The organism is Pseudomonas sp. CP4, from assembly GCF_047758505.1.
Taxonomy (GTDB): domain Bacteria; phylum Pseudomonadota; class Gammaproteobacteria; order Pseudomonadales; family Pseudomonadaceae; genus Aquipseudomonas; species Aquipseudomonas fluorescens_AO.
In genome coordinates this window covers 1,407,285-1,429,890 of the sequence record NZ_CP180489.1, presented here as the reverse complement: position 1 = coordinate 1,429,890, position 22,606 = coordinate 1,407,285, and the positions used below count along the sequence as shown (strand labels likewise).

20 protein-coding genes are annotated in these 22,606 nt (G+C 60.1%); 4 read left to right on the top strand and 16 right to left on the bottom strand.

Translation table 11 applies throughout. The features are described 5' to 3' along the window. Positions 1 to 209: 209 nt before the first annotated feature. Positions 210 to 1,985 carry a bifunctional diguanylate cyclase/phosphodiesterase gene (locus ACMYUN_RS06270; RefSeq protein ID WP_415763266.1) on the bottom strand — a complete coding sequence of 592 codons (1,776 nt, stop codon included), beginning with the start codon at positions 1,983 to 1,985 and terminating at the stop codon, positions 210 to 212. Between the two features lie 118 nt (positions 1,986 to 2,103). Then, positions 2,104 to 4,188: a carboxy terminal-processing peptidase gene (locus tag ACMYUN_RS06265; protein WP_161806099.1), complete on the bottom strand. Its 2,085-nt coding sequence runs from the start codon at positions 4,186 to 4,188 to the stop codon at positions 2,104 to 2,106. 138 nt (positions 4,189 to 4,326) lie between these two features. Between ACMYUN_RS06265 and ACMYUN_RS06260 the strand changes: the two genes are divergently transcribed. Beyond that, the gene (locus ACMYUN_RS06260; protein WP_415763265.1) at positions 4,327 to 5,289 is read left to right on the top strand and encodes a zinc-binding dehydrogenase; all 963 of its coding nucleotides are present in this window, start codon (positions 4,327 to 4,329) and stop codon (positions 5,287 to 5,289) included. Between the two features lie 114 nt (positions 5,290 to 5,403). On the opposite strand, the gene ACMYUN_RS06255 is transcribed toward ACMYUN_RS06260, so the two are convergent. The 6 genes from ACMYUN_RS06255 to ACMYUN_RS06230 form a co-directional block, all read right to left on the bottom strand. Then, positions 5,404 to 6,057: an HAD family hydrolase gene (locus ACMYUN_RS06255; RefSeq protein ID WP_415763264.1), complete on the bottom strand. Its 654-nt coding sequence runs from the start codon at positions 6,055 to 6,057 to the stop codon at positions 5,404 to 5,406. A 112-nt stretch (positions 6,058 to 6,169) separates the two neighbouring features. After that, a complete protein-coding gene (locus ACMYUN_RS06250; RefSeq protein ID WP_415763263.1) occupies positions 6,170 to 7,159 on the bottom strand; it encodes an ABC transporter ATP-binding protein in 990 nt (329 codons plus the stop codon). Next, positions 7,156 to 7,956 carry an ABC transporter permease gene (locus ACMYUN_RS06245; RefSeq protein ID WP_039763773.1) on the bottom strand — a complete coding sequence of 267 codons (801 nt, stop codon included), beginning with the start codon at positions 7,954 to 7,956 and terminating at the stop codon, positions 7,156 to 7,158. The genes ACMYUN_RS06250 and ACMYUN_RS06245 overlap by 4 nt, the downstream gene beginning before the upstream one ends. Continuing rightward, entirely contained in the window at positions 7,943 to 8,779 is an 837-nt protein-coding gene (locus ACMYUN_RS06240) for an ABC transporter permease (protein WP_161984092.1), read from the bottom strand. The genes ACMYUN_RS06245 and ACMYUN_RS06240 overlap by 14 nt, the downstream gene beginning before the upstream one ends. Before the next feature lie 5 nt (positions 8,780 to 8,784). After that, positions 8,785 to 9,591, bottom strand: coding sequence for an alkaline phosphatase family protein (locus tag ACMYUN_RS06235; protein WP_415763262.1), 807 nt, complete (start codon positions 9,589 to 9,591; stop codon positions 8,785 to 8,787). A gap of 176 nt (positions 9,592 to 9,767) precedes the next feature. Next, positions 9,768 to 10,835, bottom strand: coding sequence for an ABC transporter substrate-binding protein (locus tag ACMYUN_RS06230; protein WP_122747059.1), 1,068 nt, complete (start codon positions 10,833 to 10,835; stop codon positions 9,768 to 9,770). Between the two features lie 351 nt (positions 10,836 to 11,186). Between ACMYUN_RS06230 and phnR the strand changes: the two genes are divergently transcribed. Continuing rightward, positions 11,187 to 11,900 (top strand): phosphonate utilization transcriptional regulator PhnR, encoded by a 714-nt coding sequence (gene phnR, locus ACMYUN_RS06225; protein ID WP_415763261.1) that lies wholly within the window; start codon positions 11,187 to 11,189, stop codon positions 11,898 to 11,900. A gap of 205 nt (positions 11,901 to 12,105) precedes the next feature. On the opposite strand, the gene ACMYUN_RS06220 is transcribed toward phnR, so the two are convergent. The 8 genes from ACMYUN_RS06220 to minC form a co-directional block, all read right to left on the bottom strand. Beyond that, positions 12,106 to 13,440, bottom strand: a complete 1,335-nt coding sequence (locus ACMYUN_RS06220) for an amidohydrolase (RefSeq protein WP_415763260.1) — start codon at positions 13,438 to 13,440, stop codon at positions 12,106 to 12,108. 66 nt (positions 13,441 to 13,506) lie between these two features. Then, the gene (locus ACMYUN_RS06215) at positions 13,507 to 15,657 is read right to left on the bottom strand and encodes a mechanosensitive ion channel family protein (protein WP_415763259.1); all 2,151 of its coding nucleotides are present in this window, start codon (positions 15,655 to 15,657) and stop codon (positions 13,507 to 13,509) included. Positions 15,658 to 15,731: 74 nt separating this feature from the next. After that, positions 15,732 to 15,908 (bottom strand): hypothetical protein, encoded by a 177-nt coding sequence (locus tag ACMYUN_RS06210; protein ID WP_165839208.1) that lies wholly within the window; start codon positions 15,906 to 15,908, stop codon positions 15,732 to 15,734. 233 nt (positions 15,909 to 16,141) lie between these two features. Then, positions 16,142 to 17,431, bottom strand: coding sequence for a M18 family aminopeptidase (locus ACMYUN_RS06205; protein ID WP_415763258.1), 1,290 nt, complete (start codon positions 17,429 to 17,431; stop codon positions 16,142 to 16,144). Between the two features lie 178 nt (positions 17,432 to 17,609). Continuing rightward, positions 17,610 to 18,245: an RluA family pseudouridine synthase gene (locus ACMYUN_RS06200; protein WP_039763788.1), complete on the bottom strand. Its 636-nt coding sequence runs from the start codon at positions 18,243 to 18,245 to the stop codon at positions 17,610 to 17,612. 90 nt (positions 18,246 to 18,335) lie between these two features. After that, on the bottom strand, positions 18,336 to 18,590 hold the full coding sequence (gene minE, locus ACMYUN_RS06195; RefSeq protein WP_003223146.1) for a cell division topological specificity factor MinE: 255 nt from the start codon (positions 18,588 to 18,590) through the stop codon (positions 18,336 to 18,338). Next, a complete protein-coding gene (minD, locus tag ACMYUN_RS06190; protein ID WP_007913953.1) occupies positions 18,590 to 19,402 on the bottom strand; it encodes a septum site-determining protein MinD in 813 nt (270 codons plus the stop codon). Before minD ends, minE begins: the two co-directional genes overlap by 1 nt. A 169-nt stretch (positions 19,403 to 19,571) precedes the next feature. Beyond that, positions 19,572 to 20,309, bottom strand: coding sequence for a septum site-determining protein MinC (minC, locus tag ACMYUN_RS06185; protein WP_041479318.1), 738 nt, complete (start codon positions 20,307 to 20,309; stop codon positions 19,572 to 19,574). A 117-nt stretch (positions 20,310 to 20,426) separates the two neighbouring features. On the opposite strand from minC, the gene ACMYUN_RS06180 reads away from it, so the two are divergent. Both ACMYUN_RS06180 and ACMYUN_RS06175 read left to right on the top strand, forming a co-directional pair. After that, positions 20,427 to 21,359, top strand: coding sequence for a lipid A biosynthesis lauroyl acyltransferase (locus tag ACMYUN_RS06180; protein ID WP_041479319.1), 933 nt, complete (start codon positions 20,427 to 20,429; stop codon positions 21,357 to 21,359). A gap of 34 nt (positions 21,360 to 21,393) precedes the next feature. Further along, entirely contained in the window at positions 21,394 to 22,563 is a 1,170-nt protein-coding gene (locus tag ACMYUN_RS06175) for a patatin-like phospholipase family protein (protein WP_415763257.1), read from the top strand. The last annotated feature ends 43 nt before the right edge of the window (positions 22,564 to 22,606 follow it).

Here is a 22,606-nt window from a genome sequence, read left to right as displayed (position 1 = left end):
CAATCAGATTATGGGTTTTCGACATGACAAAACTAGTCTGGTGAGCGAGTTTTATCTTGACTGTAGAGCACGAGTCGATTTTACACTTTTTGAAGATCCTCAAGAACATACAGGAAAAAGCTAAAGCGATAATTTTTCGTCTGTGATTTTTCGCGAACAGGCTTGCTCTGATAGAGATTTCGGTTTGGTAATAAGTAAACGACGGCCGATTAGCTACGGTGCATGTAGACCGGGGACTCTACAACGTCCAACAAATAAACACTAAACCCCACAACCCCCTTAGCATGATGCTTAGCCTGCGAAGCCATCTCCGCAAGCTGGCTGGCATCAAGCGCTGCGCAAGCCTCAGGTCGCAGATGCACTACCCCAATCGATAACGACAACAACGCAAACTCCTGCCGCACACCCTGTCGGTTTGGCGCTACAAAACAACCGGCTTCCAAATGCTCAGGCCGGTAGAACCGGCGGCATTGGTTTTGGAAGTCGTCGAGCAGTTGATTTAGGCGTTTGCGCCAGTCTTCGGGGCCGAGGACGAGGAGGAAGTCGTCGCCGCCGATGTGGCCGACGAAGTCGCGGGTCGGGTCGATGCGTTCGTTGAGGCATTGGGCCAGGCAGAGCAGGACTTCGTCGCCACGGCCGTAGCCGTAGATGTCGTTGAAGGGTTTGAAGCTGTCGATGTCGACGTAGCAGATGATTGACTCGCGGGCCTGTTGCAGCAGGCGCGTGAGGCATTGCTGGATCGGTACGTTGCCCGGGAGCAGGGTGAGGGGATTGGCGTAGCGTGCCTGCTGGATTTTCAGTTCGGTGATCAGTTTCAGCACGTCGATCACCCGGCCGAGGCCGAGGTAACTGCCGTTGAGGGTGATGATGAAGTCTTCTTCGATGCGCTGGCGGGCGCGGCTGGTGATCAGGCGGCTGACTTGCTGCAGCGACTGGCTGATTTCCACGGCGAGGAAATCATCGTTCATCAGGCGGCTGATCGGTTTGCGCGCGAACAGATCGGTGGCAAACGGTTTGAGCAGTGCGTCCGACAGCGAGTGGCGATGGACGATGCCGCAGGGCTGGCCTTGTTCGTCGAGCACAGCGAGTGAATTGAGATTGGCCTGGCGGCGGAAGGCTTCCAGTACCGTCGCGGTGGGCGTATCGCGTTGCACGGCGGGCTGGTCGTTGAGCAGGGCGCTGAGGTCGCTGCCTTCGTCATTCAGCGCGACGGCGCTGCTGTCGTGTTTGGGCATCATCGCGCGAGCGTCGCGGGATGGATGTTCCTGAGGGCGGCCGAGCAGGTAGCCCTGCACCAGGTCGACGCCCATTTCAGTCAGCACCGCGAGTTCTTCCGGCAACTCGATCCCCTCGGCAATCACCTGCGCGCGCGAGGCTTTGGCGATTTGCAGAATCGAGCCGACAAACTCTCTTTTCAATGCATCCTGATGAATGCCATCAATGAAATGCCGGTCGATCTTCACGTAATCCGGACGCAATTCCGACCACAGGCGCAGGCTCGAATACCCTGCACCCAAGTCGTCCAGCGCAATGGAAAAACCCATCGCCCGATAGTGATGCAGAGCGGTTTGCAGCAACTGAAAGTCATCGATCGGGGTCTGCTCGGTGAGCTCGATGACCACCTGGCTCGGCGCAATGCCCAAGTCCTGCAGCAGTTGCAACGTTCGTCCGGGTTGGTGCGCGGCTTCGAGCAAGGATTCCGGCGAGACGTTGAGGAACAGCTTGCCGGGCAGTTGCTGCTCATTGAAGCGGCGACAGGCGCTTTGCCGGCAGGCGATCTCCAGTTCGCTCAATCGGCCAGCCTGTCGCGCCACGGCGAACAGGGCAATCGGCGAGTGAAGAGGGCTGTTGGACGGGCCACGGGTCAGGGCTTCGTAACCGAGAATGCGGCGTTCGGAAAGACAGATGATCGGCTGGAACAGGCTGTGTAAACCGCTTTGAGTCAGGATCGAGCTCAACGCGCTCAGCTGTTCGGTCGTGGTCATGGCAGTCTCTGGCGATAAAAAAAGGACCGGGAGCGCTTGCTCCCGGTCCTTTATTGCACGACAGAATGATGACTGTTTGATGACGATCCGGGGATCGTCAGCACTAAATTGCCATCACTTACTTCTTGGCCACCTGATTGCTCAGTTTCAGGTAATCCAGCAGCACGCGCCCGGTTTCGCTCAGGTAGGCATCGTCTTCCGGTTTGACTTTGTCCGGCTCGGCAGCGGCCAGTGCGTCTTCGTCTTCTTTCTTCAGCTCTTTGAGCGGTTCTTCGCCTTTGGCCTTGCGACGGATGTTCTCCATCGCCAGCTGCTTGGCGTCGATGTCGGCGTGCTGGGCACGACGATCGGCTTCGTTGAGGCTGACGGTTTTTTCTTCCATCAGTTTCTGCGCCAGGGCCAGCTTGTCGCGGATGAACACGAACTCGGCATCCTTGTTGGTGCGCGCGTCATGTTCGGACTTCAGCTGGGCGAGGAACGGCTTGAACGGATCGGCCGCTGGTTTGATCGCCGCGCGGATGGTGTCCCACGGCATGGCTTCCGGCAGGGCGCTTTCACCGATTTCCTTGGTGTCGATCAGCGACGGGTAGTCGATGTCCGGCAGTACGCCCTGATGCTGGGTGCTCTGCCCGGAGACACGGTAGAACTTGGCCAGGGTCAGTTTCAGTTCGCCATGGTTCAGCGGCTGAATAGTCTGCACGGTGCCTTTGCCGAAGGTCTGACCACCGATGATCAGCGCGCGGTGGTAGTCCTGCATGGCGCCGGCGAAGATTTCCGAGGCCGAGGCGGACAGGCGGTTGACCAGCAGCGCCATCGGGCCTTTGTAGAACGCGCCCGGGTTTTCGTCCTCGAGGACGTCGACACGGCCATCGGCATTACGCACCAGCACGGTCGGACCTTTGTCGATAAACAGGCTGGTCAGTTCGGTGGCTTCCTGCAGGGAGCCGCCGCCGTTGTTGCGCAGGTCGATGACCACGCCGTCGACTTTGTCCTTCTGCAGCTCGGTGAGCAGCTTCTTGACGTCGCGAGTGGTGCTCTTGTAGTCCGGATCGCCGGCACGGAAGGCCTTGAAGTCGAGGTAGAAGGCCGGGATCTCGATCACGCCAAGTTTGTAGTCCTTGCCGTCCTGTTTCAGGCTGAGGATCGACTTCTTCACGGCCTGATCTTCGAGCTTCACTGCTTCACGGGTGATCGGCACGATCTTGGTGGTCTGGTCATTCGGCGCATTGCTCGCCGGAATGACTTCCAGGCGCACCACGGTGCCTTTCGGACCGCGAATCAGTTTGACCACTTCGTCCAGACGCCAGCCGACCACGTCGACCATCTCTTTGTTGCCTTGGGCAACGCCGATGATCTTGTCGGCCGGGGCCACTTGCTTGGTCTTGTCAGCCGGGCCTGCTGGCACCAGACGCACGACTTTCACTTGATCGTTGTCGCTCTGCAACACGGCGCCGATACCTTCGAGGGACAGGCTCATGTTGATGTCGAAGTTTTCCGCGTTATCTGGCGACAGATAATTGGTGTGCGGGTCATAGGACATGGCAAAGGTGTTGATGTACGCCTGGAAGATATCCTCGGCACGGGTCTGGTCCAGACGTGCCAACTGATTCTTGTAGCGCTTGGTCAGTGTTTCCTGGATCTGCTTCGGCTCTTTGCCGGCGATCTTCTGGCGCAGCACTTCGTCCTTGACGCGTTTGCGCCACAGGTCGTCGAGTTCTGCGGTGGACTTGAGCCAAGGCGCGTCCTTGCGGTCGATCAGCAAGGTCTCCTTGGTGTTGAAGTCCATCTTGTCCACGCCTTTGTTCAGCTCGGCGAGGGCGAAGTCCAGACGCGCTTTGACGCGGTCCAGATAGCGCTTGTAGATGGTGAACCCGGCGTTGAGGTCGCCGCTCTTGAGGAAGTCGTCGAACTGCGTCTTCCACTTGTCGAATTCGGCGATGTCGCTGGCCATGAAATAGCTGCGCGACGGGTCGAGCAGCTTGATGTAGCTGTCGTAGATGATCACCGAGCGCGCATCGTCGAGCGGCGGCTTGCTGTAGTGGTGACGCTTGAGCAACTCGACGACGTTCAGGCTGGCGATGACTTCATCGCGATCAGGCTGCAACTTGTCCCAGCTGTTGGCTGCGAATGTGGTGCCCGACACCGGCAACAGACCGATACCGATGAAAAGAGCGAGGGCGGTGCTGGGGAGCAGATGCTTCATGCTGATTCGACGCGGGGACAATTGATAACGCATATTAGGCCGTCTTTGAAGTCGCCGGTTCTTTGAGAGCCGGTCGCATAATGCAAAAAGCCCGGCGCTACAGCTTCGGGCTCAGTCCAGACTCACTATGGAGGCAGTGTGAAGGCATTGCAAGGCGTTGAAGGTCAAGTGGCATGGGTTGAAGAGCCGAGTCCTACATGTGATGTAGGACAAGTACGCATCCGTGTAGCGGCCGCGGGCCTCAATCGCGCCGATTTATTACAGAAGGCAGGGCTTTATCCGCCGCCGCCAGGCGCCAGCCCAGTGCTCGGTCTTGAGTGTTCCGGCGTGATCAGCGAGGTCGGCGCGGGCTCGTCCTGGCAAGTCGGAGATCGGGTTTGCGCCCTGCTGGCCGGGGGCGGCATGGCTGAAGAGGTGGTCGTCGACGGACGGCACGTGCTGCCGGTGCCGGAGGGCGTTTCGCTGATCGAGGCGGCGGCATTGCCCGAGGTGTACGCCACCGTCTGGCTGAATGTGTTTCAACTTGCAGCGCTGAAACCCGGTGAGAAAATTCTCCTGCACGCCGGCGCAAGTGGAATCGGTTCAGCCGCCATTCAGCTGTGTAAAGCCTTCGGTAACCCGTGCTGGGTCAGCGTCGGTTCCGCCGAGCGCCTGGCTTACTGCGAAGCGCTGGGTGCCCAGGGCGGCGTGGTGCGTACCGATGATCTGGAGAGCCTGCGCGACTTCGGGCCGTTCGATGTGATCCTCGATCCGGTGGGTGGCGATTATTCGGCGCTCAATCTCAGGCTGATGGCGCTGGACGGCCGTTGGGTGTTGATCGGTTTGATGGGCGGGCGCGAGGCGAAGCTGGATCTGGCGCAGGTGCTCGGCAAGCGCGTGCAGTTGCTCGGTTCGACTTTGCGCAGCCGTAGCGATCAGTTCAAAGCGGATCTGCTGAGTGACTTGGGCCAGCATGTGTGGCCACTGTTTGCCGAGGGCCGCTTGCGTCCGCAACTGGCCAAAGCGTTTGCGGTGAAGGATGCTGAAGCGGCATTTGCCGAACTGGCGAGCAATACGGTGGCGGGCAAGTTGGTGTTGGTGATTGACGACAGTCTTAGCTGACACAACAGGTTCCTGCAGGAGTGAGCATGCTCGCGATGGCGGCGTGTCAGCCAGCATCAATGTTGACTGGAACGCCGCCATCGCGAGCAGGCTCACTCCTACATTAAATCTTCGTCATTTCCAGAGATGGATCGGCCAGCCGGCCTTTTCAGCGTGCTCAAGCAATACCGGATCCGGATTGACCACATGCGGGAAATCCACCTTCAGCAGCAGCGGCAGATCATTGCGTGAGTCGGAATAGAAACTCGCGCCTTCGAGGTTTTCTTCTTCAGCGTCCAGCCATTCCAGCAAACGGGTGATCTTGCCTTCGCGGTAAGTCAGAGTGCCGACGGTGTTGCCGCTGTACACGCCATGGGCGACTTCCAGTTCGATGGCCAATATCTCGTCGATGCCCAGACGATCGGCGATCGGCCGCACGAGGTGCGTGCCCGACGCCGAGATCACCAGAATCCGGTCGCCAGCCTTGCGGTGTGCGGCAATGGTTTTGGTCGCGTCGCTGAAGATGATCGGCTCAATGAAATCTTCCACCCACGGGCCAACCAAGTGCTCGATTTCCTCAGGGGTGCGGCCTATCAATGGTTCGAGACTGAAGGCCATATAGTCTTCCATCGCCAGATGTCCGCGGCCGTAGGCATCCATCAGTTCCTTGTCGCGCTGCATGAACGACTCGCCATCGACCCAGCCGAGGCGGGCCATCTGCTCACTCCATAGCGAGGAGCAGTCGCCGTGGATCAACGTTTCGTCCAGATCAAAAATTGCCAAAGCCATCGGTTCTCTCCGAGAACAGCTTCAAGCCATGAGGCTTCAAGCTGCAAGAATTGGAATCAAGTAGGCCGCAGTCTACAACTTGAAGCTTGTAGCTCGAAGCTTGCAGCTGCTTTTAAGCTACTTCGCACAAGGCCGTTGGATCGATGGAAAGTGCCAGGCGCTGCCCATCGGGATGCAGATCGGCGGCCGAGCGGTTAAGCACATCGACCACCAGTTCCACGCCGCGCGCTTCGACGCGATAGCGAATGACGTTGCCGAGCAGGCTGTGGCTGCGAATCTGCGCGTCGAGTTCGCCGTTCAAGCTCAGTTCGATGGCTTCCGGGCGGATGGCGATGCGATGGGTGATCGGTCGTTGCAGCAGCTTCGACGCGTCCTCGGCGTTGAGCAAGTTGTAATTGCCGATGAAGCCGGCGGCAAAGACATCGACCGGCGCGGTGTAGAGTGTTTCGGCATCGCCGCTCTGGACGATCTTTCCCTGATTCATCAGGAAAATCCGGTCCGACATGGTCAGCGCTTCTTCCTGATCGTGGGTGACGAAGATCGTGGTCAGGCCGAGTTCGCGCTGGATCTGACGGATCTGTTCGCGCAAGTGCTTGCGAATCCGAGCATCGAGCGCCGACAGCGGCTCATCCAGCAGCAACAAGCGCGGGCGGGTTACCAATGAGCGGGCGAGGGCGACGCGCTGGCACTGACCACCGGACAGTTGATGCGGATAGCGGCTGGCGAAGTCGTGCAGTTCAACCAGTTTCAACACTTCCGCCACGCGCTTGTGGCTGTCATCGGCGTTGACCTTTTGCATGCGCAGGCCGAAGGCGACGTTCTGTTCGACGGTCATATTTGGAAATAGCGCATAGCTTTGAAAGACCATGCCGATGCCGCGTTTCTGCGGACTCAACGGGACGATATCGACGCCGTCGAGCAAAATTTTGCCGCCATCCACCGGTGTCAGCCCGGCGATGCAACGGAGCAAGGTCGACTTGCCGCACCCGGACGGGCCGAGCAGGGTGACGAACTCGCCTTTGTTGATTTCGCAATCGATGTCGCTGAACACCGTAGTGCCAGCGTAACTTTTCTGCAGGTGTTGGACGCTGACGTAGCTCATTCGCTTTTGTCCTTGTTCAAGATGTTGGCGATCCAGGTCAGGACCAGCACGAAGAAGAAATACGAAATGACCAGCGCACTGGTGAAGTGACCGCTGCTGTTGCGCATGTTGTTCAGATAGACCTGCAGGGTTTCGTAGCGCGTGCCGACGAGGATGTTGGCGAACACGAACTCACCGAACAGGAACGAGAACGACAGCAGCAGCGCCACCATCAGGCCCTTGCGCAGATTCGGCAGTACCACCAGAAATGCCGCTTGAAACGTGCTGGCGCCAAGCAGCTGCGCGGCGTCCATCAGGTCGCGCAGGTTGATCGCTTGCAGGTTGTTGGTGATCGCCCGGTACATGAACGGCAGCGCCACGGTGAAGTAGCAGCCGATCAGAATCCACGGCGTACCGACCATCGCCATCGGCCCGGAACCGTAGAGCTGCAACAGCCCCACCGAGGACACCACCGGCGGTACCGCGAAGGGCAGCAGGATGAGGATGTTCATCAGCGCATCGAGCTTTGGAAAGTAGTAATGCACGACAAACAGCAACGGCAGGATCAGCACCACCGACAGCACCAGCGCGCCAACACAGACGATCAACGACTGGCCGAAGGCGTGGAGAAAACGCGGATCGCTCCACAGCTCTATGTACCACTTGAAGGTGAAGCCGCTGGGCAGAATCGTCGCCGACCAGCTGCTGGCGATCGAATAGACCAGCGTGCCCAGCAGCGGCAACAGCAGAATGGCGAACAGCAGATAGACCACGACGCGGTGGTAGAGGCCGGCCGGGCCGGATTCAGCGCGAGACATGGTAGCTCCTCTTCAACAGCAGTTGATGCACGACGGTGACAATGGTCATCAGCGCCACGAGCACTACGGCCAGGGCACTGGCCAGGTTCGGATCAAGGGAGATGTCGCCGGAGACCATCGCCGCAATACGGATCGGCAGTACGTTGAAATTCCCGGTGGTCAGGGCGTAAACCGTGGCGTAGGCACCGAGGGCGTTGGCCAGCAGGATCACGAACGTGCCGAGCAACGCCGGGGTCAGCACCGGCAGGCCGATGTGCCGCCAGAACTGCCAGCCGTTGGCGCCGAGCAGTGCGGCGGACTCGCGCCAGTCCTCCCGCAGAGCGTCGAAAGCCGGGTAGAGGAGCAGCACGCCGAGGGGAATCTGGAAGTAGGTGTAGAGGATGATCAGGCCGGTTTTCGAGTACAGGTTGAAGTCCTGAATGATCCCCGACTGCTTGAGCATGATGGTAATGCTGCCGTTGAAACCGAGCAGGATGATGAAGGCGAACGCCAGCGGCACGCCGGCAAAATTGCTGGTCATGTTGGCGAAGGCATTCACGAAGTTGCGCAGCTTCGAATCGACGCGGCGTAGTGAATACGCACCCAGCACGGCGATGATGATGCCGAATACGCTCGACCAGAAACTGATCTCCAGGCTGTACTGGATTGCCTGCCGATAGAACTTCGAACCGAAGATCTTGCTGAAGTTGGCCAGGCCCCAGCCGGACTCTTCCGATTGCAGGCTGTTGATCATCACCCAGACCAGCGGGGCGATTTCGAAGACGATAAAGAACAGCGCGAAGGGCACCAGACACAGCGCCGCGAGCCATTTGCCGCGATTCATGGCATTCACTTGAGCAGCTCCCGGCACACAGGTTTGTCGTGGGGCACGCCGAGCAGCTCGCAAACTGTGCCGCAGAGCTCGGTCTGCTTCGGTGTGACATCAGGGTTGAGGCTGAACGCCTCGCCGAGGACGAATAGCGGCACCTGACGTTCTTCCGCCAGCAGGCCGTTGTGCGAGCGATCGTTGTTCATGCCGTGGTCGGCGGTCACCATTACCTGATAGCCAGCGTCGAGCCAGCTTTGCAGATAGTCGGCGAGAATGACGTCAGCCGAGCGCGCGCTGTTGCGGTATTGCGAGCTGTCGAGGCCGTGCCTGTGCCCAGCGTCGTCGATATTCATCGGGTGGATCAGGAGGAAATCCGGCGCGTGGCGCAGGCGCAGGCTTTCGGCGTCGGCGAACAGGTGCGAATCCGGATAATGATCGTTCCAGTAGAAGTGGCCGTACTGGATCGGCAGCGTCGGATCGTTGGTGTGGCGGTCGCGCGCCACCACGAACGGTGAGCGGTTATACAACTCGCTGACCCAGTGATACGCCGCAGCGGCGGTTTTCAATCCGGCATCGCGGGCGTAGTGATAGATGCTGCGCTGGTTGGACAAGCGCGAGACATTGTTGTGGACGATGCCGCTGTCGATCGGCGGCACGCCGGTGAGAATACATTCGTAAAGCGGTCGGGACAGGGCCGGCAGTTCGCACTCCAGTTGATAGAGCGCCGCGCGTCCTGCGCCAACATAAGCCTGCAGATGCCCCATGGCGTGACACGCAACCTCGTAGTTGAGGCCGTCGAGCACGACAAGGATGACGGTGTGCTTCATAGGGGCAAGAACTCCGCGAAATTCAGATATTCCGAAATCAACTCAATCCCTTGTGGGAGCGAGCTTGCTCGCGAAGGCGTCAGATCAGCCAACATCAATGTTGAATGAATAACCGCATTCGCGAGCAAGCTCGCTCCCACAGGGATCTTTGTCGGATCAAGCAGTGGGTCAAGCCATCACTTCATTTCTACGATGACTTCTTCGTTCCACTGCTGTGGCAGGGCTTTGGAGGTCTTTTCCCACGCTTCGGCGTCCTTGACCGGCGTGACCTTCTTGTACTGCTCGTTTGGCAGCAGTTTGGCTTTCACGTCTTCCGGCAGTTGCAGGTGTTCGGCGCGGATCGGCCGGGCGTTGCCTCGGGCGAGGTTGGTCTGGCCGGCGTCGCTGAAGATGTATTCGCGGGTCAGCTTGGCGGCGTTGGGGTTTTTTGCGTACTTGTTGATGATCGTGGTGTAGCCGGAAATCACCGAGCCGTCGGATGGAATCAGCACTACGTAATCATCCGGGTTGGCCATCTTGGCTTTGTAGCTCAGGCCATTGAAGTCCCAGACCACGCCGACTTCGATCTCGCCTTTTTCCATGGTGGCGATCGTTGGGTTGGCCATCGACAGACGACCCTGTTTGGCGAGGTCGGCGAACAACAGCAGGGCAGGCTTGATGTTTTTCTCGTCACCACCGTTGGCCAGTGCGGCAGCGAGGACACCGTTGGCGGCCTGGGCAGCAGTGCTCACGTCGCCGATGGAGACTTTGTATTTGCCGGTTTTCAGGTCAGCCCATTTGGTCGGCACGTCGGAGCCGTTCAGCAGCTTCTTGTTGACGATGAAGGCGATGGTGCCGGTGTAGGCCAGTGCCCAGTTGCCGTCCTTGTCCTTGGCCCAGTCCGGAATCTGATCCCAAGTGCTTGGCTTGTAGGGTTGCACCACGCCTTGCTTGACCGCGATCGGGCCGAAGGCAGCACCGACGTCGCCGATGTCAGCGGTGGCATTGTCTTTTTCAGCGGCGAACTTGGCGATTTCCTGGGCCGAGCTCATGTCGGTGTCGATGTGCTTCAAGCCATAATTCGCAGCCAGGTCATCCCAGGTGCCTTTCCAGTTGGCCCAGTTGTCCGGCATGCCGACGCTGTTGACGGCGCCTTCCGCCTTCGCAGCGGCTTCGAGGGTTTTCAGATCGGTGTCGGCCGCCATGGCGGCGCTGCACATAGCAATGGTCGAGCCTAACAGTGTTGCCAGGAAAAGCTGTTTCATTCCGAAGCTCCTTGGTCGTGTTCAACGCTGCGATTGCGGTTGGTGTTGGTCTAGGTCAGCAATACCTGAGCCAATTTAGGTCGGCTGGATGACATTTTGATGTCGATGGCCTCTTGGCTGATCTTTTATCAACCATTGTCAGGAAGGTGCCAGATCAGCGTAGACCAAACCCAAAGGCCCGTAGGGCAGGGGACTTGGCCGATGTATTGCAAGCCGTGAAAGCGACCGTTCGGTAGTTTTGTCATCTGTCGGTCATCTGCACTGCCTAGGCTTGCAACATACGAAGGCGCTTTGATCGGCGTTCGGATTTGCCCCGAAACAGTGCTGGTCTAGTCCAGATAGGTAACGTTGATGCGCGATGAGGCAACGAAAGCGGTGACAGCGATTGGCCAGGTGCTGCAGGAGCAAATCGATCATGGTTTGCTGGCGGCCGGGAGCAAGTTGCCAGCTGAACGCAAGCTCAGCGAGTTATTCGGGACGACGCGGATCACTGTGCGTGAAGCGCTGTTGCAGCTTGAGGCGCAGGGGCAGATTTATCGCGAGGAACGGCGCGGCTGGTTCGTGTCGCCGCCGCGCCTGGCGTACAACCTGATGCAGCGCAGTCACTTTCACGCGATGGTCAGTGCGCAGGGGCGTGAGCCGTCGACCGAGGTGATTTCGGCGCGTTTGCAGCCGGCTTCGGCGGCGGTGTGTGCATGGTTGCAGCTGCCGGCGTTGTCGAGCGTGATTCAGATCTGTCGCTCGCGGCGCATTGATGGGCGGCTGGTGTTGTACGTGGAGCACTATCTGAATCCGCAGTTTTTTCCGGGGATCCTCAAGTTCGATTTGAATCAGTCGATCACCGAGCTGTATGCGCGGCATTACGATTTGCACTATGGGCGGGTGCGGTTCGAGATGGTGCCGACGGCATTGTCGGTGGATGCAGCGGCGGCGTTACGGGTGTCGGTGGGGAGCCCGGGGTTGCGGATTGCGCGGGTCAATTATGATCAGCATGGGCGGTTGATTGATTGTGATCTGGAGTTTTGGCGGCATGATGCGATTCACGTTGGGGTTGATGTGGTTTGATCTTCTGGTCGCTGCGCTCCCACGCCCGGATCAATCCCTCCGCTCAGCCTGTCGACGGGCTCTAGGATCAAAAGCGGAACTCGAGCTTGCGCTCATTGTGTGTAGGAGCTGCCGAAGGCTCGGGCCGCGATCGGACGATGTTTTGATTTTGCTGTTCTGTGGGAGCGAGCCTGCTCGCGAAAGCGCCCCCACAGTCACCCCCTCTCTACTTGCCCACCGCCGCATTCCCATACAAATAATCCGTCGCCAACGACGCTAATGTCCTCACTCCAACCACCAACGCCGATTCATCCACAAAGAACCCCGGATTGTGATTCGGCGCAGCCTTGCTCATGTCCTGATCCCGCGGGGTCACCCCGAGAAACACAAACAATCCCGGCGCCTCTTTGGCAAAGAACGAGAAATCTTCCGCCCCACCCACCAGCGGTCCCTGCACCACATCGTCCTTGGCGGCCCACTTCAACGTCGGCAGCATTTTCTCAGTCAATGCCGGGTTGTTAATCGTCGGGTCGTATTTTTCGATGATGGTGACATCAGCTTTGGCGCCGCCGCTTTCGGCGATTTTCTCGATGGTCTGGCGTACATCGCTGTGCAGTTTCTGGCGGATGCCGTAGTCGTAGGAACGGATGGTGCCGGTCATGTCGACGGATTCGGGGATGATGTTGTAGCGGGTGCCGCCGTTGATGGTGCCGATGCTGACCACTGACGGGTAAGAGGAAATGTCGGTGCGGCGGCTGACCACGGTTTGCAGGCCGACGATGGTTTGCGCGCCGACGGTGATCGGATCGATGCCGTCCCAAGGGCGGCCGGCATGGGTTTGTTTGCCGTGGATCTTGATGCGCAGGTCGTCGGAGCTGGCCAGGGTCGGGCCGGGGCGGTAGGCGATCTGGCCGGCGGGGACGCCGGCCCAGACGTGCAGCCCGAATACTGCGTCTGGTTTCGGCGATTTCATTACGCCTTCCTCGACCATCATCTTCGCGCCCCAGGTATTTTTGCCATCGGGAATGAAATCGCTCGGGCCTTCTTCGGCGGGCTGGAAGTAGAACACTACGGTGCCGGGCAAGGTGTCGCGCATCCCTGTCAGAATTTTCGCAGCGCTGAGCAGGATCGCGGTGTGGGCGTCGTGGCCGCAGGCGTGCATGACGTCGACTTCCTTGTCGAGATACGTGCCTTTGGCTTTCGAGGCGAATGGCAGGTCGGAGACTTCCTTGACCGGCAGCGCGTCCATGTCGGCGCGCAGGGCCACGGTCGGGCCGGGCAGGGCGCCTTTGAGAATGGCGACAACGCCGGTGCGGGCGACGCCGGTTTTCACTTCCAGGCCCATGGCTTGCAGCTGTTTGGCGACCAGTTCAGCGGTGCGTTTTTCAGTGTTGCCAAGTTCTGGATGAGCGTGAAGGTCGCGGCGGGTTTCCAGCAGCTCCGGCTCGAGCTTCTGCGCCTGCTCGGCGATCTGTGTGCGGGCGCTGTCCATCGTCGCGGCGCTGGCGTGGCTGGCGACCAGGGTGAGCAAAAGGGTCTGGGCAATGCGCGTCAGTTGCATGGGCTTCTCCTTGATTATTGTTGTTGGCTTCCTTGCCTGTGACTGCATCCGCGCGCTTGAGTGCTATTACTTCGGTTGACCGCCGCCGGCAGTAATCACCTGCACACTCATCCTTGGCGTCGCCAGATCCAGCCCCGCCTCATCCAGTTGCCGCTTCAGCGACAAATTGAACGCCCGGGAAACCTCCCACTGCTTGATCGGCGCAGTCTTGAACCGTGCGCGCAAAATCGCGCTGCCGGACTCGAAACTTTCCACGCCCTGAATCTCCAGCGGCGACCAGATGTTGCGGCGTTGCAGCGGATCGCTGCGCATCTTCTGGCCGACGTCGCGCATCAGTTTGATCGCGTCGTCGATCTCCATGTTGTACGGCACGGCGACGCGGAAAATGGCGTAGCCGAATTCCCGCGAGTAGTTCTTGATGCTTTTGATTTCGCTGAACGGGATGGTGTGGACGATGCCGTCGATGTCGCGCAGGCGTACGGTGCGGATGGTCAGGCCTTCGACGGTGCCGAGGTGGCCGCCGACGTCGACGTAATCATCGATGGCCAGGGAGTCTTCGATGATGATGAAGAGGCCGGTGATCAGGTCAGCGACCAGCGACTGCGCGCCGAAACCGATGGCCAGACCGATCACACCGGCACCGGCCAGCAGCGGCGTGACGTTCATGCCCATGTTCGCCAACGCGACGATCAGCGCGATGATGAAAATCGCCACGAACAGCACGTTGCGGATCAGCGGCATCATCGTCTGCGCGCGGGCGTTGGCCAAACCCTTGCGCGAGCGGGTGAGGGCGTGGTGCACCGCGGTATCGGCGAGAATCCAGATCAGCCAGGAGAAAATCAGCGTGCCGATCAGGCTGAACAGTTTGACGCTGATGTCATGGCCATCACCTTCGGCAAATGCGATCAGCGAATGGCCCCACACGCGCAGGCCCAGTTCGATGAAGAACAGCCACACCAGCAAATGCGTCAGGGTGTAGAAGAAGTTTTTCAGGCGCTCCGAGTACAGCGCATGGCGTTTCGGCCCGCGTTGCGGTTTCAGCGAATGGCGGCGCACGAGGCCGTTGATGACCATGCACAACACCAGCAGCACCGTGCAGATCAGCGACTGCCGCAGCGCGGTGCTGGTATCGCCGGCAGAGACAAATGTGGCGAACAGCGAGATGCCGACCAGCACCAGTGCCGGCACGTACCAGAAGGTACCGAGGATTTCGATGGTGTCGCTGAGGGCGCGGCGGGTCAGGCGGCGTGACAGCGGTTGGTTGCGGATCAGGTGCGCGATCGGTCGGCGGAATCGCAGAATGAACAGGCCGGTCGACAGTGCCGCGAGGACATTGGCGGTGGTTGCGGCGGTGTGGGCCAGATGCACGCCGAGGCTCTCGACCAGACGCGGATCGCTCAGCGCTTCACCGAATGCGGCGAAGCTGCCGATCAGCCACAGCGGCCGAAACGCCTGATGACGCAGGATGTACAACGCGCGATGGCGGTGCGGGCCGTCGAGTAGGGAGAAAGCAATCACGCAGATCGCCGAGAAACAGGTGCCGACCACCAAGGCATAAGCCAGCACCATCGCCAGGCTTTTGCCCAGCGACGACGGCAGCGCGTAGCTCATGTACACCGTCATCACCAGGGCAATCAGCCACGGCCCGAGCTTGCGCAGGGCAAAGCGCAGCATGTCGAGGGCCTTGGGGTGTTGCGGCAGTTCTTCGGTGAGGCCAAAGCGCATGCGCACGCGGTGGCCGAGCCAGATCAGCGCGGCGGCGAGCAGGCTCCAGACCATCAGAATCACGGCGAAGCCGAAGATGATCGGCAGCCATTCGTTGGCCGGGAGCAGCTTGCTGGTGAGTTCGTCCTTGGCCAGATCGAATTCGTTGGACCAGCGAGTGATCGGGCTGTCGGCGCCGGAAAACTGTTTTTCAAAGTTGGCGAGGGTGCCGCCGATCAGGCCCAGCACGCCTTCTTCCGGGGTGGCCTGCGCTTTTTTCGTGGCGTCGCGCAGCTTCTTCAGATCACTGAGCAGCTGCGCGCGTTGCTTGTCGTTTTCCAGCGACTTGATCACTTCGTCCAGCGACTGGCCGAGGGGTTCCACGGCTTCAGGCTGCGGTTTGGAAGTGTTGAGCAGGCCGGGCAGACCGACCGCTTGCGCGGGTGCAAGGGGCAGCAGCGTCATCAGGCAGACAAGCAGCAGACCGGGCAAAGCAAAAAGACGAGCAAACACCAGGGGACGACCTCGGGATAGGCGGATGCGCTGGAGTGTACGAGGCCCTCTGGCGCAATGCGAGCCGGGCGCGGTCATTCGTTGAGCTTGGCGAGGATCTTGTAGACCACCGTGGCAAGGATCATCAGCATGCCGATCCACATGGCCAAGACCCCGGCGTTCTTGTCACGGAAGTTGAAGCCGATGGCGAGCAGGATCATCCCGCTGAGGATGGGAATGAGCATGGCATGGAAGGACGACATCGAGATCATGAAGACTGCCTTGTCTGTGGGGATGCTTGCAGTCTAGGCGGGTTTTCGAGGCAGGGTGTGATGTGGCTCAGGAATGCATCTGGCCAGAGAGGATTCTGCTGGCTGCACAGGCGCTTTCGTGAGCAGGCTCGCTCCCACAGGTTGATTGGCATTCCAAGGGCAGATGGCTCGCTCCCACATTTGAAATGCAGTTCAACTGCGGGAGCGAGCCTGCTCGCGAAGCTTTTCAGCCTTTATGGCAATTCACGGCTGGCATAGAACGCACTGAGCACTTTGACCAGATGCGCCAGGTCATGGCTGCCGCACAGTTCGCGAATCGAGTGCATGGCAAAGGTCGGCAGGCCAATGTCGACGGTGCGCACACCCAGATGGCTGGCGGTGATCGGGCCGATGGTCGAGCCGCAGCCCATGTCGCTGCGCACCACGAAACTTTGCACCGGGACTTCTTCGGCCATGCACAAATGGCGGAAGAAACCGGCGGTTTCGCTGTTGGTGGCGTAGCGCTGGTTGCTGTTGACCTTGATCACCGGGCCGGCATTGAGTTTCGGGCCGTGGTTGGCGTCGTGCTTTTCCGCGTAGTTGGGGTGCACGCCGTGGGCGTTATCGGCCGACACGAGCAGGGATTTCTGAATGGTGCGGACGAACTCGTCACCTTCCGGCAGTAGGCGCCGCAGGGTCTGTTCTAGCATCGGTCCGTCGGCACCGCATGCCGAGCAGGAGCCGACTTCTTCGTGGTCATTACAGACCAGCAAGCAGGTTTCGTCGGTCTCGGCGGTGAGCAACGCTTGCAGGCCGGCGTAGCACGACAGCAGGTTATCCAGCCGCGCACCGGCAATGAAATCACCGTTCAAACCGATCACCGCAGCGCTTTGCGTATCGTAGAAGCTCAGCTCGTAATCCAGCACCACGTCGGCATTCAAGCCGTGCTCGCGGGCCAGTTGATCGGTGAGCACGGCGCGGAAATCGACGCGCTCGTCGCCGGCGAACTGGGCGAGGATCGGCGGCAGTTCGGTCTGCGCGTTGATCGCCCAGCCCTGATTGGCTTCACGGTTGAGGTGAATGGCCAGGTTGGGAATGATCGCGATCGGTGCCTTGAAGTCGATCAACTGGCTCTCGACCTTGCCGTCACGGCGGAAGGTCACGCGGCCGGCCAGCGACAGATCGCGGTCGAACCACGGCGCCAGCAGCGCGCCGCCGTAGACTTCGACGCCCAGTTGCCAGAAGCCCTGACGCTGCAGTTCCGGTTGTGGCTTGACCCGCAGGCATGGGCTGTCGGTATGGGCGCCGACCAGGCGGATACCGTCGTGCAGGGGAGAGTTGCGGCCCATTTTGATCGCGACGATCGAGGAGTCGTTGCGGGTGACGTAATAGCGGCCGTTGGCCTCGGTGGACCATGGCTCACGCTCGTCGAGGCGCACATAACCGGCGGCCTCCAGACGCTGAACGAGGCTGGCGGTGGCGTGGAACGGGGTAGGGGAGGCCTTGAGGAAATCGATCAGGCCCTGGTTCAACTCTGCGCGCATAAGAAACTCCAGACAGCAATGGACGGGAGTTTAACGTATTGGCCGAACAATTGAATCCGAACGGATCCCCTGTGGGAGCGAGCCTGCTCGCGAAGGCGATTGATCAGTCAACATCGACGCTGAATGTGAAACCGCTTTCGCGAGCATGCTCGCTCCCACATGGGGCCGGTGCTGGCTGTCAGAACGGGGCCGGGCACTCGAAGCGCAGGCGCTCCCCGGTTTGCGGATGAGTGAAGCTGAGCATGCTGGCGTGCAGGCACAGACGTGGCCAGGCTGCCAGCGCCTGTTCATGGGCATAGAGCCCGTCGCCGAGCAGCGGGTGGCCGATCGACAACATGTGCACGCGCAGTTGATGCGAGCGGCCGGTGATGGGCGTCAACTCAACCCGGCACCAATCGCCGCAACGTTCCAGCACCTTCCAGAAGGTCAGCGCATGCTTGCCGAATTCGTGATCGACCACGTGCCGGGGCTTGGTCGGTGGGTCGTAGCGCAGGGGCAGATCGATGCTGCCGCTGTCCAGTTCCGGCTGACCCCAGGCCAAAGCGGTGTAGGCCTTTTCGGTTTCGCGGTCATGAAACTGCCGCGACAGCTCACGATGGGTGTCGGCATCCCGGGCCAGCAGGATGATGCCGGAGGTTTCCCAGTCCAGGCGATGGACGATGCGCGCTTCCGGGTAGCCGTTTTCCTGCAGGCGGGTGATCAGGCAGTCCTTGTTGTCGTCAGCGCGACCGGGCACCGAGAGCAGCAGGGTCGGTTTGTCGACCACCAGCACGGCGGCGTCCTGATGGATGATGCGGATGTTGGACAGCGGCATTAAAACAGCCTCGTAACAAATGCCAACGGCGGTTCAGGACCATTCCACCGGGGAATGGCCCTGAACCGCCGTCATACCTGCCGGATCGACTCAGCGATCGGGCAGGGTGATGTTGAGTTCCAGAATCGAGCAACTGCCCTGGCTTTCCAGTGCAACATGTACGTCATCGTTGCCGATGTTGACGTACTTGCGGATCACGTCGACCAGCTCCTTCTGCAAGGCTGGCAGGTAATCCGGCGTGCTGCGCTGGCCGCGCTCATGCGCCACGATGATCTGTAGACGCTCTTTCGCTACCGAGGCGGTACTTGGCTTTTTGTTGGCACGAAAGAAGTCAAAAAGGTTCATTACCTACCTCCAAACAGGCGCTCGAAGAATCCCTTCTTCTCGACATCGAGGAATCGGTGGGCTTTTTCTTTGCCCAGCAAGCGGTCGACGGTATCGCTGTAAGCCTGACCGGCATCGCTCTGGTCGTCGAGAATCACCGGCACGCCCTGGTTGGAAGCCTTGAGCACCGCCTGGGATTCCGGGATGACGCCGAGCAGGGTCACCGAAAGGATTTCCTTGACGTCTTCAACGCCGAGCATCTCGCCCTTTTCAACACGCTCCGGGTGGTAGCGGGTGATCAGCAGGTGTTCCTTGATCGGGTCTTCGCCACGTTCGGCGCGGCGCGATTTGCTCGCCAGCAGGCCGAGCATGCGGTCCGAGTCACGTACCGAGGACACTTCCGGGTTGGTCACGACGATCGCTTCATCGGCGAAGTACATGGCCAGGTGCGCACCTTTCTCGATGCCCGCCGGGGAATCGCAGACGACGAACTCGAATTGTTCCTTGAGCTCCATCAGGACTTTTTCCACGCCTTCGACGGTCAGCGCGTCTTTGTCGCGGGTCTGGCTGGCCGCCAGTACGTAGAGGTTTTCCAGGCGCTTGTCTTTGATCAGTGCCTGTTGCAGGTTGGCTTCGCCGTTTACCACGTTGACGAAGTCATACACCACGCGGCGCTCGCAACCCATGATCAGGTCGAGGTTACGCAAGCCCACGTCGAAGTCGACGATCACTGTTTTGTGGCCGCGCAGAGCGAGACCGGTACCGATAGCGGCGCTGGTGGTGGTCTTACCCACACCACCCTTGCCGGATGTAACCACGAGAATCTTGGCCAAGGTGTTTCACCCCTAAGGAAGAAGGACTGTTCAGCCCCTGAAAAACATCTCTTGAAAACTACTGCAGTCGGACAGCCTTGGCTGGAATTTGGCTTTAGGCCTTTTTCCTACTTCGTTTGAGCCGTTTTCGCTACGTTTTAGAGATGCTTGGAAAATGCGGCAGTATCCGTTAAAGCCGAATGATGTTCAACACGTCGCCTGACAGGCTGACCTGGACGCCCGAGCCCCACATCGGATCACGACGCAAATCCTCGGAAACCTTGTAATGACCGGCGATGGAAATCAGTTCAGCGCTCAATTGCTGACAGAAAATCCGTGCCTTGGTGTCACCTTTGACGCCGGCCAGCGCACGGCCGCGCATCGGGCCGTATACATGGATGTTGCCATCGGCAAGAAGTTCCGCCCCCGGACTGACCGATGAGACCACTACCAGATCGCCACCCTGGGCATATATCTGTTGGCCACCACGTACTGGCGTGGTGATTACGCGGGTCGGTTTGACGGTCGGCTCAGGTGGCTTTTCCGGCTTCTTTTTGACTTCGGCTTCCGGTGTTTCCAGTGGACGCTCGCGGGCACCGGAGGGCGGTAGCACGGGGATGTCGATGGCGATGGCAGCGGCGATGTCTTCGATGCGGCTGGCGCGGATGGCCAGGGTACGCAGGCCATGCTGGCGGCAGACGCGCATCAGCCCCGGCAGGTCAACCGCGCCCTGGTTCGGCGGCAGTTTGTCGAGTGCCAGAACCAGCGGTGCATTGCTGAAAAAATTCGGCGCCTGGGCGACTTTGGCGGCCAATTGCCGATCGAGGCTTTCGAGGTCGTTACGGGCCAGTTCCAGCACAGTGATGGCCAGCATGCTGCCCTTGAGCTGGAATACGGGATCTTGGTCTAACGGGTCGGTTTGGCTCATGTCGGCATACAACGGCTTGTCACTAAAAGTGCCGAGACTTATAACGAGAACGCCCGCGAGCCGCAAGCCGGGTCGAACGATGTAGAATGCGCGGCCACTGTATTTACGGAAGCTTTAATGGATCGCCCGCGTTTTCGAAAAGCATATCTTGCTCCGCGCTTCTGGCCGCTCTGGTGCGGCCTGGGGCTTTTGTGGCTGATCGTGCAGCTGCCGTATCCGGCGCTGTTGACCATCGGTCGAGTTTTGGGCGCGTTGATGTATCGCGTCGCCAGCGACCGGCGAACCATCGCCCGGCGCAATCTGGAATTGTGCTTCCCGGAAAAATCCGCCGCCGAGCGCAAACGCCTGCTCAAGGAAAACTTCGCCTCCACCGGCATCGCCTTCTTCGAAATGGCGATGAGCTGGTGGTGGTCGCGCGAACGTCTGGCGAAACTGGCCCACGTCGAAGGCCTGGAGCATTTGCAAAAAGCCCAGCGCGAAGGCAAGGGCGTGATCCTCATGGCCGCGCATTTCACCACGCTGGAAATCGGCGCGGCGCTGCTCGGCCAGCAGCACACCATCGACGGCATGTACCGCGAACACAAAAATCCGTTGTTCGACTTCGTCCAGCGCCGTGGCCGCGAGCGGCACAATCTCGATTCGCTGGCGGTGGAGCGCGACGATGTGCGCGGCATGCTCAAGCTGCTGCGCTCGGGTCGGGCGATCTGGTACGCGCCGGATCAGGACTACGGCGCCAAGCAGAGCATCTTTGTGCCGCTGTTCGGCATTCAGGCCGCCACCGTCACCGCGACGACCAAGTTTGCACGGCTGGGCAAAGCGCTGGTGGTGCCATTCACGCAGGAACGTCTGGCCGACGGCAGTGGTTATCGCCTGGTGATTCATCCGCCGCTGGAAGATTTTCCCGGCGAGAGCGAAGAGGCCGATTGCATCCGCATCAATCAATGGGTCGAGAGCGCTTTGCGTGCCTGCCCCGAGCAATACCTGTGGGCGCATCGGCGCTTCAAGAGTCGCCCGCCGGGTGAGCCGAAACTTTATCCCAAGCGTCGTTGATTAGCCGATCTGACAAGCACCCTGGAGTGTTGCGATGAGTCCTGCTGAACCGGTTACAGGTTTGATACTTTCCGGCGGCGGGGCTCGGGCGGCTTATCAGGTCGGGGTGCTGGCGGCGATTGCCGAGTTGCTGCCGGTCGGCGCGGACAATCCGTTTCCGGTGATCGTCGGCACCTCGGCCGGGGCGATCAATGCGGTTAGCCTGGCCAGTGGCGCCACGGACTTTCGCGCCGCCATCGAACGCTTGACCCTGTTCTGGCAGGGCTTTCGCAGCCACCGCGTGTTGCGCAGCGACTGGCCCGGAGTCATCCATCAAGCCAGCCGCTTCGTCAGCCACAGCCTGCTCGGCCTCGGTCGGCAGATGCCGGTGGCGCTGCTCAACAGTTCGCCGCTGCGCGAACTGCTTGAGGAAAAACTGCACTTGCCCGGCATCGCCGAATCCATCGCACGCAAGCAATTGCATGCGGTGGCGGTGACCGCGTTCGGCTACGAATCGGGGCAAGCGGTGACGTTCTATCAGGGCGGCGGCACGATTGACGCCTGGCTGCGGCATCGACGCATTGGTGTGCCGACGCAGCTGTCGGTTGATCATCTGTTGGCGAGTTCGGCGATTCCGCTGTTGTTCGCGCCGGTGAAAATCGGCGAGGAGTATTTCGGTGACGGCGCAGTGCGCCAGTCGGCGCCGATCAGCCCGGCGCTGCATCTGGGGGCCAGTCGCGTGTTGGTGGTGGGCGTCAGCGGCAACCCACGCGGCGTCGATCTGCAGCAGCCGCTGGAGCGCGCCTACAGCGGCCAGCAACCGACGCTCGCGCAAATCGGCGGGCACATGCTCAACAGCACATTTATCGACAGTCTGGAGAGCGATATCGAGTTGCTGCAGCGTCTGAATCAGTTCAGCCATTTGCTCCCGGCCGGCACGCCGACCCGCGCGCTGGGTGTGGCGCCGGTGGAAGTGCTGGTGATTGCGCCGAGTCAGCCGATCGACGAAATCGCCGCGCGCCATCGCCAGGAACTGCCGGCAGCGTTGCGCCTGTTTCTGCGCGGGCCAGGGGCGACCAAGACGAGCGGGGCGGGTGTGCTCAGTTATCTGCTGTTCGAGGCGGGGTATTGCAGCGAGTTGATCGAGTTGGGGCGGCGGGATGCGTTGGCCAAACGCGAGGAGCTTTGCCGGTTTTTGCGGATATCCGAGGCGGTTTCAGCCTGACATTTGCGGCGCGGCTGTCGCTGGCAAGCCAGCTCCCACAAGG